The organism is Clostridium gelidum (assembly GCF_019977655.1).
Taxonomy (GTDB): domain Bacteria; phylum Bacillota; class Clostridia; order Clostridiales; family Clostridiaceae; genus Clostridium; species Clostridium gelidum.
This window is the reverse complement of record NZ_AP024849.1, coordinates 1,672,956-1,690,103: the sequence shown is the minus strand read 5'-3', so window position 1 is coordinate 1,690,103 and position 17,148 is coordinate 1,672,956. Positions and strand designations below refer to the sequence as shown.

Annotated in this window: 14 protein-coding genes; 2 read left to right on the top strand and 12 right to left on the bottom strand. The window is 30.6% G+C overall.

Going from position 1 to position 17,148, the window contains the following annotated elements; genetic code table 11:
• Positions 1-531 precede the first annotated feature (531 nt).
• The 7 genes from psyc5s11_RS07465 to psyc5s11_RS07435 all read right to left on the bottom strand — a co-directional run bounded on the left by psyc5s11_RS07465 (position 532) and on the right by psyc5s11_RS07435 (position 7,114).
• Complete coding sequence (locus psyc5s11_RS07465) at positions 532-3,156, bottom strand: ABC transporter permease (RefSeq protein ID WP_224036984.1); 2,625 nt, start codon at positions 3,154-3,156, stop codon at positions 532-534.
• 1 nt (position 3,157) lies between these two features.
• Positions 3,158-3,820 (bottom strand): ABC transporter ATP-binding protein, encoded by a 663-nt coding sequence (locus psyc5s11_RS07460; RefSeq protein ID WP_224036983.1) that lies wholly within the window; start codon positions 3,818-3,820, stop codon positions 3,158-3,160.
• Between the two features lie 178 nt (positions 3,821-3,998).
• Positions 3,999-4,970 carry a sensor histidine kinase gene (locus psyc5s11_RS07455; protein ID WP_224036982.1) on the bottom strand — a complete coding sequence of 324 codons (972 nt, stop codon included), beginning with the start codon at positions 4,968-4,970 and terminating at the stop codon, positions 3,999-4,001.
• 128 nt (positions 4,971-5,098) lie between these two features.
• Positions 5,099-5,275: a hypothetical protein gene (locus tag psyc5s11_RS07450; protein WP_224036981.1), complete on the bottom strand. Its 177-nt coding sequence runs from the start codon at positions 5,273-5,275 to the stop codon at positions 5,099-5,101.
• Positions 5,248-5,943, bottom strand: a complete 696-nt coding sequence (locus psyc5s11_RS07445; RefSeq protein ID WP_224036980.1) for a response regulator transcription factor — start codon at positions 5,941-5,943, stop codon at positions 5,248-5,250. Before psyc5s11_RS07445 ends, psyc5s11_RS07450 begins: the two co-directional genes overlap by 28 nt.
• Before the next feature lie 248 nt (positions 5,944-6,191).
• Positions 6,192-6,443: a kinase to dihydroxyacetone kinase gene (locus psyc5s11_RS07440; protein ID WP_224036979.1), complete on the bottom strand. Its 252-nt coding sequence runs from the start codon at positions 6,441-6,443 to the stop codon at positions 6,192-6,194.
• Between the two features lie 320 nt (positions 6,444-6,763).
• Positions 6,764-7,114: a winged helix-turn-helix transcriptional regulator gene (locus psyc5s11_RS07435; RefSeq protein ID WP_224036978.1), complete on the bottom strand. Its 351-nt coding sequence runs from the start codon at positions 7,112-7,114 to the stop codon at positions 6,764-6,766.
• A 128-nt stretch (positions 7,115-7,242) separates the two neighbouring features.
• Here psyc5s11_RS07435 and psyc5s11_RS07430 point away from each other — a divergent pair, with 128 nt between their 5' ends.
• Positions 7,243-7,644: a pyridoxamine 5'-phosphate oxidase family protein gene (locus psyc5s11_RS07430; RefSeq protein WP_224036977.1), complete on the top strand. Its 402-nt coding sequence runs from the start codon at positions 7,243-7,245 to the stop codon at positions 7,642-7,644.
• 500 nt (positions 7,645-8,144) lie between these two features.
• Here psyc5s11_RS07430 and psyc5s11_RS07425 read toward each other — a convergent pair whose 3' ends face one another.
• From psyc5s11_RS07425 to psyc5s11_RS07415, 3 genes are read right to left on the bottom strand one after another with little or no spacing between them, the layout of a single operon-like run.
• Positions 8,145-9,836: a [FeFe] hydrogenase, group A gene (locus psyc5s11_RS07425; RefSeq protein ID WP_224036976.1), complete on the bottom strand. Its 1,692-nt coding sequence runs from the start codon at positions 9,834-9,836 to the stop codon at positions 8,145-8,147.
• Positions 9,837-9,840: 4 nt separating this feature from the next.
• Entirely contained in the window at positions 9,841-11,715 is a 1,875-nt protein-coding gene (locus psyc5s11_RS07420) for an NADH-quinone oxidoreductase subunit NuoF (RefSeq protein WP_224036975.1), read from the bottom strand.
• 1 nt (position 11,716) lies between these two features.
• Positions 11,717-12,193, bottom strand: a complete 477-nt coding sequence (locus tag psyc5s11_RS07415; RefSeq protein ID WP_224036974.1) for a complex I 24 kDa subunit family protein — start codon at positions 12,191-12,193, stop codon at positions 11,717-11,719.
• Positions 12,194-12,875: 682 nt separating this feature from the next.
• Here psyc5s11_RS07415 and alr point away from each other — a divergent pair.
• Positions 12,876-14,036: an alanine racemase gene (gene alr, locus psyc5s11_RS07410; protein ID WP_224036973.1), complete on the top strand. Its 1,161-nt coding sequence runs from the start codon at positions 12,876-12,878 to the stop codon at positions 14,034-14,036.
• 34 nt (positions 14,037-14,070) lie between these two features.
• On the opposite strand, the gene psyc5s11_RS07405 is transcribed toward alr, so the two are convergent.
• Positions 14,071-15,243 carry a SpoIIE family protein phosphatase gene (locus psyc5s11_RS07405; protein WP_224036972.1) on the bottom strand — a complete coding sequence of 391 codons (1,173 nt, stop codon included), beginning with the start codon at positions 15,241-15,243 and terminating at the stop codon, positions 14,071-14,073.
• A gap of 7 nt (positions 15,244-15,250) precedes the next feature.
• Entirely contained in the window at positions 15,251-16,939 is a 1,689-nt protein-coding gene (locus psyc5s11_RS07400; protein WP_224036971.1) for a [Fe-Fe] hydrogenase large subunit C-terminal domain-containing protein, read from the bottom strand.
• Between the last annotated feature and the right edge of the window lie 209 nt (positions 16,940-17,148).

The following is a 17,148-nucleotide window of genomic DNA, read 5'->3' as shown; positions in this document are numbered from 1 at the left end:
ACTAGATAAAATAGCTTCTAGTTTTTTTTGAATATCCTTTATCTTTTGAATTAAGATAAGTATTTATTCAGAGCTTTTTTTCTTTTCTTTAATAATATAGTCATGCATTTTTTTATATACACTTATAATACTACTACTTCTCATTGTATTCACTTAAGAAAAAGTAGCTGATACACTCTCACTGTATCAGCTACTTTTTCTTAATTTGTTTGCTGTTTTTCCTACTGTTAACTTTAAATTATTTGTATTTACTATACACGTTATTGTTGCTGTTCCAGCTCTCTAACGGCACTCATTTTACCATTTGAAATAATAACATTTTTTAAATTAGTATTGTCCACGAATGCTTAACCCCATATTTCTTTAACCATAACACCATTAATTAGGGTTTGGTGATCAAACCCTAATTAAGTTTTTTCACATAAATAAAACAATCCATAAAAATCCAATTAGCATTGTCTTGGGTTTCATGGTGGAGGCGAAGCACGACCTTTGAAATCCACTACTGTTAACACTTAAAATAAATTAAAACTATTCTTCATTATTTATCCCTTCAACTATCACTATTTTACTTATTCTCTTTAATGGGAAGTAACTAGCTAACATAGTTACACCTATAGTTCCAAGAGTAGCTATAATAATAGCAATCCAAGGTATTTTCCACTCAATTTTTATAGCACTGTAAAACATTTTATATAACATTGCGGAACCTATAGTCCCTAATGTATCTCCTATTACAATAGCTGCCATAGCATAAAAAATACATTCAAGCTTTATTAATTTATTAACTTCTTGTTTGGTCATTCCAATTGCCTTTAAAATAGAAAGTTCTCTTGTTCTTAAGATAATATTGGTACTAATAGTATTAAAAATATTAACACAGCTAATTGCTGCAATTACTGCAACAAAACCATATACAAAAATACTTATTGCTATACTATATTCCTTATTTGACTTCATCTCTGGTTCACGATCTCTAAGAAGAAAATTAGGATAATTTTTTATCATTGTATTTAAATAACTTCTTACTGAAGATGAGTCAACATTATTTTTTAATTTTATTGCTAGATAATCAGGATTTCTGTCTTTCCTTGTCAGCTCTCTATAAATGTCTTCTGTAGTAAATACATTAATTCCACCATCAGTATTAAATTTTTGTCCCCAAATTCCTTGTTTTAATATTCCTTGAACAGTATATTCTTTATATTCATCCATTGAGTTTGCTTTGTTATTCTCATTGTTTTTAGGTATTTTCAATCTTATTTTATCGCCAACTTTTATATTTAATTTATCCATTATTGAATGTATATTAGTTTTGGAATTATAACTTTCCCCTGTATTAACAATAACAACACCTTGTTCATCATTCATTTTGTTTGGATTTACTTCACCTTCAAGCAAGTATTTATTAATTATTGATAAATTCTCATTGGATAGTCCTACTATTTGACTTTTATCAAAATCAGTATATTTCTCATATACTTGTTTGCTATTGTACCAGTCTGAATTAAATTCTTTTAACTTAGAACTAACCAAACTATCAGGAACTATTACTTCATCACCTATTGAATCACTTTGTTTAACATCAAAATATCTATAGTAATATTTATATATTTCATCGATTTCCTTAAAATTACTTAAAGTTTTATAATCATCATCAGTAAGCGTTACATCTCCTCTGTTATCTTTGTGAGAGATTTGAAATTGAAAGAATTCATTATCACTATCATTTGCTCCTGTTTTATAAGTTAAATCAATGATGCTGCTAAATACAATTAATAACACAATACTAATAACCATTGAAAATACAGTTATAGCAAATCTTTTTCTGTTCCTTCCTAAGTTCTTACGTGCAATCCATCCCTCAGCACCAAGGTACCTCTTCACTAATTTTCCTGAAGACAATTTTTTGAACTTTTCTTTTTTCAAACTTCCTGTATTTCTAATTGCATCTAAAGGTGATATTTTACTTGCTTTTCTCGCTGGTCCAAAAGCTGAAATGTATATGGAAATCAAACTTAAAATAGCACTAATTATTATGATATATGGTGATATGATCAATGTAAGACTTCCAAATTCTACATGCGGCACTATAATAGCTAAAATATAATATAGAACTTTTATTGCAAAGGTTCCTACTATTATTCCTATTGGAATGCCTATAACGCTTAAAATAGTTGCTTCTTTAAATACTAATTTTCTAATTTGCTTTTTGGTAGCACCTATGCATCTAAGTAATCCAAATTGTGAAATACGCTCAAGAATTGCAATATTAAAAATATTATATATAACAGCACTCATGGCGAATACTACTATGATTCCTAAAAATGTACATCCTGAAATTAAAGCAACATTATATCCATCATTATTACTTTGTAATAAAAATCTTAGAACTTGTTCATTGTAAGAAATCTTAAAAGTTTTTTGATCAGCATCTCCTAAATCGGCTAAAAGTTCTTTAGCTGATTTATGTACATCGTTGTTATTTTTAAAATTTATATAAGTTCTATACTTAGCATTTTGAAGCGTTAAATTACTATCATAATAAGTAATTCCTTCCATTCTCCTAGAAAAATTCAAATTTGAATCTAAAAATCCTACAACAGTATAGTTTTTTGATTTATTAACTTTTTCATTATCTTCATTAGATGAAATATCAATAGAAATCTTATCACCTATATTAATTTTTTCCTTTAGATAAGGTAAAGTTTCATCACCTATAATAATTTCATCGCTAGCTTTTGGCAATCGTCCTTCTGCAAGGGAAATTGGCCACATTTCTAATGCTTTTTCATCATAAGCACAAAGTTTGTATCCACTCGGATCAAATTCTTTTGCTTCAGTTAATATGTTCTTTTCACTATCTACAAGATTCTTGCCACCTGTCCCAAATTCAACTACTGTCCCAGCTTCTAAAATCGAAACATGTTTTTTAATTTTTTCAGCATTTTCCTTTGAATCACTTGAAATTATCACCTCATATGCACCTGAATTTTTCATAGTTTCTTCATACATCTTATGCCACATGCTTAAGCCTAAAGTACCTACCCCTGCAATTAATGCAGTTGAAAGAACAATCCCAATGATTGTCATTAATGTCCTTTTCTTTTGATTTTTTAAATATCTAGGTGTTATTTGTAAGTAATTATTAATCATATTATTTCACCACACCATCTTCAATATTTATAATCCTATCGGCATTAGATGCAATTGTATGATCGTGTGTAATCATGATCAATGTTTGATGATATTTTTTAACAGACAATTTCAATAAATTTAATACTTCTTCACTATTCTTTTTATCTAAATTCCCCGTTGGTTCATCTGCTAAAATAATAGCTGGTTTAGTTATTAATGCTCTTCCTATAGCAACTCTTTGCTGTTGTCCACCTGATAATTCAGAAGGCAAGTGATATCTTCTATCGTAAAGTCCCAAGCTTTTTAAAAGTTGTTCTAAGTGTTTAGTATCTACACTTTTATTATCTAAAATAAGTGGTAAACTAATATTTTCTTCTACTGTTAAAACTGGTACTAAATTATATTGTTGAAAAATAAAACCTATAGATCTCCTTCTAAAAATAGCCAATCTCTTTTCATCTAACTTAGCAATATCATTATCTTTAATTATTACACTGCCTGAAGTCGAAGTATCAACGCCACCTAATATATGCATTAATGTGCTTTTTCCCGAACCACTTGGTCCAATTATTGCAACAAATTCGCCTTCCTCAACACTTAAATTAATATTTTTAAGTGCATCAACCTTAGTGTTTCCTTTTCCGTATGTCTTATTTAATTCAATTACTTTCACAATATACATTGCGCATTACCCCCATATCTTTTTTTTGTTTAATATGAGTATAAAATTCTTATCTTAATTTTCAGTGAATTTTGTCTTACATTTCAGTCATCTAATACAATTAAGTCGTTATATGCTTATAAATAAACTAATACTAGATTCCCATTGTTTATGCTAGACAAATGAATTTGTATCCCTATTACCCTAGATTAGTCAAAATTATACTGAAGGAACTTCCCTTCCACTTTTGACTTTGCACTGTAATTGCACCATCTTGCCCATCAATTATTCTTTTAGATAAAGACAGCCCTATACCTACACTGTCATCTTTATACTTACTTTTACATTTGTGAAATCTTTCAAATATTTTAGTAACCTCATCCGCTTCAATTCCTTCTCCATTATCTGAAATAGTAATAGTCGTAAGTAATTTCATCTGTTCAATATCAATTACTATTTTTCCATTCTCAGGAGTATGTTCTATACTGTTTTTCACAATATTTAATATTGCCTCACCAGTCCAATTAGCATCTCCGAAGAAACAACTATCTTCTATATTTTCATTAATATGTATTGATATATTTTTATCTTCTCTTAAATATTCTATAGATAAAATAGCTTTTTTTATTATAGTCATTACATGAACTTTTGATTTATTAAATATAATAATTCCAGCATCTAGCATGGCTAACTTTAATAAATTTTTAACTAACCATTCTATCCGTTCCAATTGTTTTTTACTTCTTTCAATAAAATATGTACGTGTTTCTATAGGCATATCAGTTTCAACAGCCATAATATCATTTGCAGCTATTAATGTAGCTACTGGAGTTTTCAGCTGGTGAGAAATGTCTTCTATTATATTCTTTAAAAATACTTTTTCCCTTTTTAAATTATCAATGTTAAGCTTAAGACAATTAGACATCTTATTAAATTCATTTCCAAATACATCAAAGAATTCTTCACCATCCTCCTTTAAATCATAAGAAAAGTCACCCTCAATAACCTTTTGTATTATATAAGTTGTTCTTTCTATTTTGGAATAAATTTTAGAAAAACCTAAAAATACTATACTGAGCAATATAATTGCTAAAACTATAAATGCAGCTATTATTTCTATAATTGATTTAGTATAAACACTATTAATTGAATTTTGTAATTTAAAAGACATGTCCTCTTTATAACCATATTGACTTAAAATTTCTGTTCCCTTTTTTATGTGATTATCTGTTGCTGGTTCTTTTATAATATCTGCAATTCTGTCTTCTAACTGAGGATATTCTTCAACCAGCTTCCCTGCTATCCCAATATTTTCTTTAGCAATATTTTTGTGCTAACATTTCTTAAAGTCTCATTTATTCCAATTAAAAATACTCCTAACGCTAAAATTAAAGTTATAATTAGACTAAAAAATACAATCTTAATTTCTTTATTTACAAAATACCTTCTTAATGTTTTACCACATCCATATTCCACTTATAACCCACTCCCCTAACAGTAATAATATAATCAAATTTTTCACTAATCCCATTTAACTTTAATCTTAGCTTTTTAATATAAACAGATAATGTATTATCTTCTACAAAATTGCCTTCTACATCCCAGATTTTTTCTAGAAGAAGTGATCTAGTCATCACCTGATGAGGTGAATTTAAAAACGCAAGCAATAACTTATATTCTGTACTTGTAAGTATAATTTCTTTATCATTTATTAGCACCTTATATTGAGATGTAAACACCTTAATATCCACACTGCATATAACTTCTTCTTTATTGGTAGTTTGTCCATTTCTTCTGAGGGCAGAATTAATTCTTGAAACTAATTCCCTTACCCTATACGGCTTAGAAATATAGTCATCCCCTCCAATATCTAACCCGGTCACTACATTCATTTCATCATCACAACAAGTCAAAAAGATAACTGGTATATTACTCTTTGTTCTTACCCTTTTACAAAACTCATATCCTAATCCATCAGGTAAAATTACATCTAAAATAATCAAATCATATGATTCTCTTTCAAATAACTCATCAGCTTTTGCTAGACAATCTGCAATGTCTACACTTAAATTTTCTTTTTTCAAAGCATATGACGTCATATACGATAAATCCTTATCATCTTCTACTAATAATAATTTTTTCATTTTTTATTAACCTTTCATATCTATAAATAATTTGACTTAATTACACTCTTACCAATTTTTAACCTTTACTAATGTAATTTTCACATTAAATTATACCAATAAGTTCCTGTATATTCATCTTAATAATTATAAAGTCATTCTCTAAATGTCTATAAATTAAAATAACTCACGACAATACATGTCGTGAGTTTCATGGTGGAGGCGAGGCGCATCGAATCCCTCTACTCAAATTCCACATTATTTATTGTTTAACCTTTGAGACCATTGGTTTGTCGTTCCATATTTTCTATAACAATATCATGAATATCGCCTAATGAAGCACAATACTCAAGTACTTTCCATGGAGTATTTGTGTGAAAATGAATTTTAATGAGTTCCTCATCCCCAACTGCAAGTAAGCAATCACCTTCAATTTTTTTTGTAATATACTCGTTTATTTCATCTTCTGAAAGATTTTCTCCTTCAATTAATAACTGCGTATCAAATTTGTATTCAAGCATAAATATTCTCCTTTTCTATTTTACACATTCATGTTTAGGTATTTACAGTATCTTTTTCTGTTCTATTTGAAGATTTTTTATAATATGGTTGCTTGAAAACACAAAGTACTGTCACTAAAACCCTTAATAATATTTCCTTCATGTTTTAAATATAATCATATATTTATGTTTAATTTTATTTCCATGATATTAATGGATCTTTCCTTGGAGCAATTCTAAAATATTTCACATCAGTATATCCAATAATCATACATGTACAATTTCTTTCTTTTCCTCAAGTTCAAGACAGTGCATTTTTTTGTTTTTAAAAGTATTGTTACTTATTTCCGATCATTTTCTAATACTTTCATATGTTCAATATATTTTTCTCCCCAAATAGAAATGCTCTTAAGTACAGGCTCAAATTCTTTGCCTATATCAGTTAATGAATACTCAACTTTTGGAGGAACTTGAGGAAATACGTAACGGTTCACTAACCCATATTCCTCTAAACTTCGAAGTTGCTTTGTAAGTGTTGATTGTGTTAGATCTGGCATTAGCCTTTGCAATTCTCCAAATCTAAGAGTTTTTGAACTTAAATTATGTAAAATTACTACTGCCCATTTACCTGCAATTATTTTTTGTGCTGTAACAAACGGACATTTGCCAAATAAATCATATTTTTCTTCCATAAAATTCTCCTTTGTATCTTTTAGGATACTATGTATCAAAAATAATAGTACTTGTCATAATGTTTATAATGTCATATTATCTATGTATAAAGTAATATTATCATATTAAAATAAAAGGAGCAATTATAATGAATGAAATATTAGAATTTTTAACTACTAATCCAACTTTTTATCTTGCAACAATTGATGAAGATAATCAAGCTAGAGTACGTCCTTTTGGAGCAGTAATGAGCTTTGAAGACAAACTGTATTTTGCAACAAATAATACAAAATCTGTTTTTAAACAATTAGTTGCAAATCCTAAAGTTGAAATTTCTACAACATCTCCAAAAGGTGAATGGATTCGCTTAAGTGGAAATGCTGTTGTTGATTCAAGAACTGAAGCTAAAATAGCAATGTTAGACGCAGTACCAATGCTTAAAAAGATGTATAATTTAGAAGATGGTGTTTTTTCAGTTTTTTATCTTACAGATGCTGTTGCAGTTTTCAATTCTTTTAGTAATCCTACACCAAAAATAGTTCAACTATAATATACTAAGTGTGAAAACTATACTTAAGTGTATACTCCTCCGAAATTGAATACATATTTGTTCCATAGGACTAAGAAAATTTCGCTGGAAACCACTAAATGGCAGGTTGCACCCATTACAGTTTGCTCCAAATATAAAAGCTCAAAGAGAAAGTTCGAAGAACGAAATATAAAATTTCGATTCTCACTTTTTGGACAAACTATAATAGAACAACCTGCCATTAAGTGTTTTCAACAGCTTATTTTTAATGCCTACTCCATATTATGACCCTTGTGGTTACAAATATGTATCCAATTTCTCTGTTTGGATATGCTCCTAAGTGTAATAACTGTTGACTATAATAAAACCTCTTAGTTTGTATCTATATTTCAAGTTACTTATATATTCCTATATATCAAAAACTAGAAATAAGGGGGCATGCTTTTGTGGAGTGTTACATCAAAATCTTCAGTAACCGTAACAAATGCATGCCCCCTTATTTCGGTGGGATATTTATAATTTTATTTTTCACCATGTCCATAATGAACATGTAATAAGTCATGTTCTCTATTTTTCAATATTCCTGCATATAAAGAATCCATTAATGGATTATCATCAGAACGACTTATACTTTTCATTTTATCTGCTTTGTAAAGCCTTGCACCACGTTTTGCTTTTTCTTCAGCTTTGGCATATGGTTGTCCTGCACCACAAATACATCCTCCTGGACATGCCATAACTTCTACAAAATCATAATGTGCTTCACCAGTTTTTATCTTTTTTATGATATTATCTGCATTTTTAAGGCCACTTACTATTGCAATTTTTATTTCACGATCAAGGGAAGTAATAGTTGCCTCCTTAACACCTTCCATACCTCTAACACCTTCAAACGCGAAGGCACGTAATGCTGGAACTGATTGATCACACAAAACCTTACGAATAACCGCTTCAGTAACACCTCCTGTTACTCCAAATATAACCCCGGCTCCACTGCTGCTTTGAAATGGTCTATCTAGTGCTTCTGGTTCTAACGTAGAGAATGAAATTCCAGATTCAGTTACCATATTTATAAATTCTTGTGTTGTAACTACATAATCTACATCAGGTACTCCATCAGTTTTAAATTCATCTCTATTTGCTTCAAATTTCTTAGCTGAACAAGGCATAATTGCTACACTTACAAGCTTTCTATCATCATTTCTATAATTTTCCTTTAATACAGCCGCAAACATTTCCATAGGCGACTTACAACTTGATACGTTCTTCATTAACTCTGGATAAGTATTTTCTACATAATTCACCCATGCTGGACAACAAGATGTAAACAGTGGTAAAGATTCATTTTTTTGAAGTTTTGAAACAAACTCATTTGTTTCTTCTACAACTGTAAGATCTGCTCCAACTGCAGTATCAAAAACTTTATCAAATCCCATTCTTCTAAGGGCAGCTACCATTTTGCCCATTGCATCTCTACCATCTTCTTCTCCTAATTCATCACTTAACCCTACTCTTACAGCAGGAGCTATTTGAACTACTACTCGCTTGCTCTTATCATTGAGATCTTCCCAAAGCTTGCCTGTATTACTCCTTACTACGATAGCACCAGTAGGACATACTGCTGCACACTGACCACATGAAACACAATTAGAATGTGCTATAGGTTCATCAAACGCAGTAGTTACAGTCATTTTTGAACCTCTTCCTACGAAATCAATTGCTCCAACATTTTGTACTTCTTCACAAACTCTTACACAATCACCACATAAGATACATTTGCTTTTGTTTCTTACAATAGCCACAGATGATTCATCCAATTCTTCAGCCTTAGCTGTATTTGGGAACCTTACATCATTTATTCCAAATCTTTTTGCTAGTTCTTGAAGCTTACAAGATCCGCTTTGTTGACAAGTTGTGCAATCTCTGCAATGATTTGCAAGCAATAGTTCAAGAATATTCTTTCTATATTTTCTAAGTCTTGGTGTATTAGTGTATATTTCCATACCAGCTCTAGGAGGTGTAGAACATGCAGATTCCATATCTCCGCGGTTAGTTTCCACCATGCACATACGGCAAGCGCCGTAAACTGAAAGTTCTGAATAGAAGCAAAATGTTGGTAATTCAATACCTGCTTTTCTAACTAACTCCAAAATGTTTTTTTCATCTTTGATTTCTACAGGTATGTTATCTATAGTCATAAACTGTCCACTCATTCTATTAATCCTCCTTTATAGCTTTAAATGGGCAAGTTTCTACACAAGCACCACATTTTATGCACTTATCTTTATCAATTATAAACGGCTCTTTAATCTTCCCTGAAATTGCCGAAACTGGACAGACTTTTGAACATTTTGAGCATCCCTTACATAAAGAAGGGTCAATAAATATCGTTTTTAGCTTTTGACAAGTCTTTGATGGACATTTTTTATCAACAATATGTGTTATATACTCATCTCTGAAATTCTTAATAGTACTAACAACTGGTGATGGTGCTGTTTTTCCAAGTCCACAAAGGGCTGTTGCTGAAATTGTATCTGCAAGTTCTAGAAGCATATCCAAATCTTCTAATTTGCCACGACCTGCAACAATTCCTTCGAGAATTTCTAGCATTCTCTTAGTACCTTCACGACAAGGAACACATTTCCCACAAGATTCATTCTTTGTAAAGTTCATAAAGAATCTTGCAACTTCAACCATACATGTATCTTCATCCATAACTACAAGACCACCAGAACCTATCATGGCACCTGCTTTTTTAAGTGAATCAAAATCTAATGGTAAATCAAGGTGTTCTGATGTAAGACATCCACCCGATGGACCTCCTATTTGTACAGCTTTAAACTTTTTGCCGTCTCTTATACCTCCACCTATATCAAAGATTACTTCCCTTAAGGTTGTCCCCATTGGTACTTCAATAAGACCGGTATTTTCAATATTTCCTGTTAAAGCAAAAGCTTTTGTACCAGGACTGTTTTCAGGCCCGATAGATCTATACCACTTAGCACCTTTGTCAATAACAATAGGTACATTAGCAAAAGTTTCAACATTATTAAGAACTGTAGGTTTACCAAAAAGACCTTGCTCAACAGTTCTTGGAGGTTTTACTCTTGGCATCCCTCTTTTCCCTTCAATTGAAGCAGTAAGAGCACTTCCTTCACCACACACAAAGGCACCAGCACCTTTATTAATTTGAAAATCAAAACTGAAATCAGTTCCTAAAATATTATTTCCGAGTATTCCATACTCTCTTGCCTGTTCAATCGCATTAGATAGTCTGCTTACAGCTAAAGGATATTCAGCACGAACATAAAGATAACCTTTTTGCGCTCCGCAAGCAACACCCGCAATCATCATTCCTTCAAGTATTCTGTGAGGATCGCCCTCCATTAAGCTTCTATCCATAAATGCACCTGGGTCACCTTCGTCACCATTACAAACAATGTATCTAGTTTCTTCTTTTTGACGCTTTACTTGAGACCATTTACGACCTGCTGGGAATCCGCCGCCTCCACGACCTCTTAAATTTGACTCTTCTATTTCCTTAATAACTTCATCTGAATCCATATCAAATAATACCTTTTCAAAAGCAGCATATCCATCTAGCGCAAAATATTCTTCAATTGAAGTTGCATCTATTTGTCCACAATGTTCAAGGGCAAGTCTAGTTTGTTTCTTATAAAAAGGTATTTCTTCTTGTTTTTTATAAACCTCACCATTTTTAGTATATGCAAGTCTTTCAACACATTCATCGTTAATTATAGTTTTATCTAAAATTTCATCACAATCTTCTGGTTTTACCTTTAAATATAAATAACCAAAAGGCTCAATTCTTACAAGAGGACCCATTTCACAAAATCCATGGCATCCACTTTTTTTAATCCCAACAGTTTCATCATGAGGTTCCTTTTCAAGCTTTACTTCACATTTTATTCCTTTTTCTTTCATCAATTTTATAAATTCTTCATAAATATCTAAAGCGCCACCAGCTACACAGCCAGTACCGGCGCATATAAGAATTTTCTTTTCTTCTTTTTCAAAACTTTTTCTATAAATTTTTCTAGCATTAATCAAATCATTTCTATTAAGAAGCATACTATTTTTCCTCCTTAAGAGTATTTAAAATTTCCATTGCTTTTTCTGGAGTCATAGCTCCATATACTTTATCATTAACAGTCATTGCAGGCGCAAGTCCACAAGCACCAAGACACGAAACTGTTTCCAAAGTAAACAATAAATTATCTGTTGTAATTTTAGTCTCTGAAAGATTTAATTCTTTTCTTAGCTTGTCTAATATAGGAACGGATTTTCTAACATGACAAGCTGTACCATCACATATTTTTATTACGAATTTACCTTTAGGCTCTAAAGAAAAATTTTCATAAAATGTTGCCACACTATAAATTTTAGCTCTACTCATACCAAGCTTTTCTGAAAGATATGCGAATGCTTCTTTAGGTAAATACCTATAAATTTCTTGGGTATCCTGCAATATTGCAATAATATTACAAGCATCATGATTATATTTTGTCAATATAGCATCTAAGTTACTGTAGTCAAAAGAATTAGACATTTCTTCTCCTCCTTGTAATTGTTTTCAAGCTTATACCAATTATATATTACTTTATTTTTAGGCAAATTACAATACATTAATTTAAATTTTTTTGTCATTTTTTACATTATATTCAATAACTCACTCTATAAATTGTGATATTTTTAACACAAATTCTAATAACAACGCCATTTTTAAAAAGTATCAAATGCCCCCTAAATTCCCCCTTCCTACCTTATGTAACTAGTTGAATTTTTACCTTTTTATATCAAAACTCTTACGAGCCAAGATTTCTTAATAACTCAAATTTTACTGTGCCATTTAAGTAAATTTTAATAATGCCATGTTTTCTTATTATTTTTTTATATTCTATATTCAATTTTTCAAAGCAAATTATACTTCTATCTATTATATTCTGTATTTTCTGTATATTCTGTATTTTCTGCTTTTAATAATTTATTCGACACAAAAGCGATTTACCCTTTAATTTTATAACATTAATTTAAAATATAAATATTTCAGCAAAACATTCACAAGCCACCACTCTTCTAAATTTCAATATTAGTGGTTCTTTATTTGTCTAACATATTGTAATATAATAATAATGTATTACAAAATTCTCTTTTATAATACATTACTATATACTTTGGATATTATTACAACATAAATATTAATTTAAATAATAATTGTGAGGCGTAGACAAATGGAAAAAATACTTAGACCTGTATATGCAGAGATAGATTTAGATGCAATAGCTTATAATATGAAAAATATAAAAAACTTAGCTCCTGATAAAGAAGTAATTGCAGTTGTTAAGGCTGATTGCTATGGTCATGGAGCTTTAGATGTGGTTCCAACATTACTTGAAAATGGTGCATCAAGACTTGCTGTAGCAGTTTTAACTGAAGGAATTGAGCTTAGAAATAATAATATAAATGCTCCTATGATGATTCTTGGATATACTCCACTATATTTAGGTAAAGAATTAATAGAATATGATTTAGAGCAAACTGTTTATGATTTAGAATATGCAAAAGAATTATCAAAAATAGCATTAATTCTTAATAAAAAAGTTAAAATCCATATTGCCCTAGATACCGGAATGGGCAGAATAGGTTTTCTTCCAGATGAAAAAGCTGTGGAAGATGTTTCTGAAATATGTTATTTAAAAGGATTAGAAGTACTTGGAATCTTTACCCACTTTTCAACCTCTGACGAAAAAGATAAAGAGTATACTTTAGAACAATTTAAGAAGTTTAAAGATTTTACTGCAAAACTTTCAGATCTTGGGATAAAAATCCCTTTAAAACATGTATCAAATAGCGGTGCAATTATGGATATGCCAGAAACCTACTTAGATGCAGTTCGAGCAGGAATTATACTTTATGGTTATTATCCATCAAATGAAGTTAATAAAAATAATCTATCTCTAAAGCCAGCATTAACATTAAAAGCATGTATAACACGTGTTCAAGAAATGGATAAAGATATGTATATAAGTTATGGCAGAACTTTCAAAACCGAAAGGAAAAGCTTAATTGCAACTCTTCCTATAGGCTATGCAGATGGTTATTCAAGATTATTAGCTAAAGGCGCTAAAGTAATTATAAATGGAAAATTCGCTCCAATTGTTGGCCGAATCTGCATGGATCAATGTATGATTGATGTTACAGACATTGGAGACGTAAAAGTTTCTGATGAAGTTATCCTTCTTGGCGCGGAAGGAAATTTAAAATTCAATGCAGATGATTTTGCAGATATTATGGGAACAATTAATTATGAAATACTTTGCATGCTTAAATATAGAATACCTCGAGTGTATATTAAAAATGGACAGGTTTTTAATGTACGAAATTATCTTTAGTTATATTATCATCAACATTTTGTATTAATTCTATCTAACAAAAACTAGTTTTAACACTTTTGCCCATTTTATTTAAACATTCTTCAAGTTGTTTGATTAATGCTAATTTTGTATCAAAATCAATATCTGTTCCTTGATGTGCAACATTTTCAGACATTCCAAAGTAAATATTCACATCAGTAGCCTCTTCAATCAAAAGAAGCGCAAGTACTGATGCTGGATCTTTGCTTTTAAATATGTTAAGGCAATACATTTGATTTTTTGAAAACTCTAGGATTAATTCCACAACTTTTTTTAAGGTAATGATGCCTTCGGTGACGTAATCTACTCCTTCAATTGAAGCCATATCCGGAACTTCTTCGTTTCCACTGTCTTGTATTACCCTCATGGGCTTCTTTAGGTATTTACTTACAACACTGGCGGTGCTTCCACCACAAATAACGGTTTTTCCATTTTTAGAAAAGAACAATTTTAGTACTTTATTATCATCTTCTTTATTTTCTGGCGGCCCAACAAGCATATTGACAACTTCCCTAGATCTAACCTTTACCACAAAAACCGTAGCATCATCATCTAGAGAATCCTCACTTAGTGTCAAACTGCAATTTACTATTTGTGCAGCAATATGAGATGCTGACATTTGTTTTGTATCAAGACGTTCTAAAAATGCTATAATTTCAGGGTGCTGCCAGCCGTTTTTAGCAAGTTTTCCAATTCCAGCATTGGTAACTCCATCAGTCATCAGCACAATAATATCATCCTTCTGAAGAATAATTCTGCTTTCATGAATTTCTTTTTCGTTAACAAAGTGGACATTATAATTGTATGATAATCTTTTACCTTCTCTCAGGATAATTGCACTAGGATTATCATACTGTACAAGATATGCTTGACCATTTGTAATCTCTAATACAGTAAAAGTAGAGTAAGCAAGTCTTCTCTCCTTACACATTGGAAGAGCTGTGGCAACAGTTTCTATACACTCATCTAGTGGCATATTTTTAGAAAGCATAGTTCCAAGTATTGTTGATGTTAGAGTAGAAAGTATATTTGCTTTAACACCACTACCTAAACCATCTGATAGTACAATTATTTTTCTATCTGTATTTTCAAAAACCTTAAACCAATCACCACACAGGGTTTCTGAATGTTTATTTATACTTGTATATCCAGTTTCTATTATTAAAGATTCATCATTCTCATACATAACACTATTACTCCTTATCCTCTAGCATAATTATATTTTTCAAATCTCTAATAACAATCTTAGTTTCTGCAGCAGTTTCACCCAGCAAAGATGCAATCTCATGTACAATTCGGAGCTGCTTATCAGCAATATCGTCTGCCATAGCAGCCGCTTGTATTTTCTTCTGTTTCAATTGGTTACGTTTCTGACGTTCTGCTGTTATATTATTCATAATGCACACTATAATACTATTACTCTTATCATACATGAATACTTGACTAAGATATGCATTATACTCAGCCAAGAAAGCAAGTTTTTCTGTTTTTTGAGTACCACTAGTAATAATATTTACAAAATCAAACTCATCTAGTATACGAGATACAGGCTGATTAATAATATCCTTAGGTTCTAAATGGAAAATATCACTTGCTGCCTTATTAATCTGTTGGACTTTAAGATCCATATCTACTGTAAGTATTGCATTAGGGGTTATATTTATAATTTGATTTGAAAATGATTCTGCCCTTTCCTTCATATAAGGTAAACACATACTGATTTCTGCTTTTCCTGCATAAACAGCAGAAGCTTTTTCACGACAGGAAAAGTAACCACACATTCCACAATTTAGTTCATCATCTTCTGTATGTTTACCCATTTTGTGCAGTATCGCAACAATCTGTACCTCTGAAGGTTTTTCATGATTAATTGTCTCTCTGTCTGTATAAATTTTCTCCAATGACTGTTTATAGATCACATTAAAATCTTTGGAGAAATCCAAAACCTTTGATTGCTTGTTAATATCAATATTTGAAGTCAGCAAAGAAATATTATTCCTTTGAAATGATGGTCCACCTACGCAGCTACCTTCACAAAAACTCATTTCCACAAAACAATTTGATACTTTCCCCTCGCATATATCATCAATGGCTTGAACACAATCCTTATATCCACTAAGTGAAATGTATTCATGACAAGTCGCAGGTTTCATTGAAGAAATAATACCTCCATCCGTTGGGAATTTCCTTGATAAATATCTTGTTTCTTTCCCTCCAGAGTTTGACTTTGATATTTCTATATTATTATCTTTTAGCATTTCACTCAATTCCTCAAAAGAAATAATATAATCAACATGAGAATCCTTGTCATAACGTTCTATTTTTTTTGCAATACAAGGAGAAACAAACACAATTACTGCATCAGGAAACCTCTCCTTCAAAAGTTTTGAGTGTGCCTCCATTGGTGTTATAACAGGTGCAAGATACTTCAAAGCCTTTGGATAATACTTCTTAATTAATTCATTTAGAGAAGTACAACAAGACGATATATAAGTTTTCTCTGGATTTTCTTCAAGTAGTTTTTCATATTCTGTTTTTACTAGATAAGCTCCTTCAGCTGTTTCAAAAACCTCTGCAAATTTAAGCTTTAAAAGAGATTCCCTAAAATCTACAAACTCTGAATGATAGTATGCAGAAAACGATGGAGCAACGCTTACAACTACTTGCCTTTTCTCATCTAAAACATCCTTAATTTTTTCTACATCACTGATAGCTTCTTTAGTCTTTTGTGGACATACAATAGTACAACGCCCACACAGAATACATTCATCTTCAAGTATCTGTGCGCAATGATTTTTAATTTCAATAGCTTTAACAGGACAATAGCGCACACATTTATAGCAATTTTTACAGTTTACATTTTCAAATTGTAAAATTTTCATATTATAACTCCCTATATACATTTGTCAGTGTATAGTATTTACACTGATTTTCTCTAATTTTTCTTTATATATCACTGGTAACGTTTTTGTATAAAAATAATGCTCCTAATTCTCATGTTATAATTGAGTTCCTTAGCAACATAATAACACAAAACTGAAATGTCATTATCATGAATTCAATTATAACTTATTTACTTTTATACAATCAA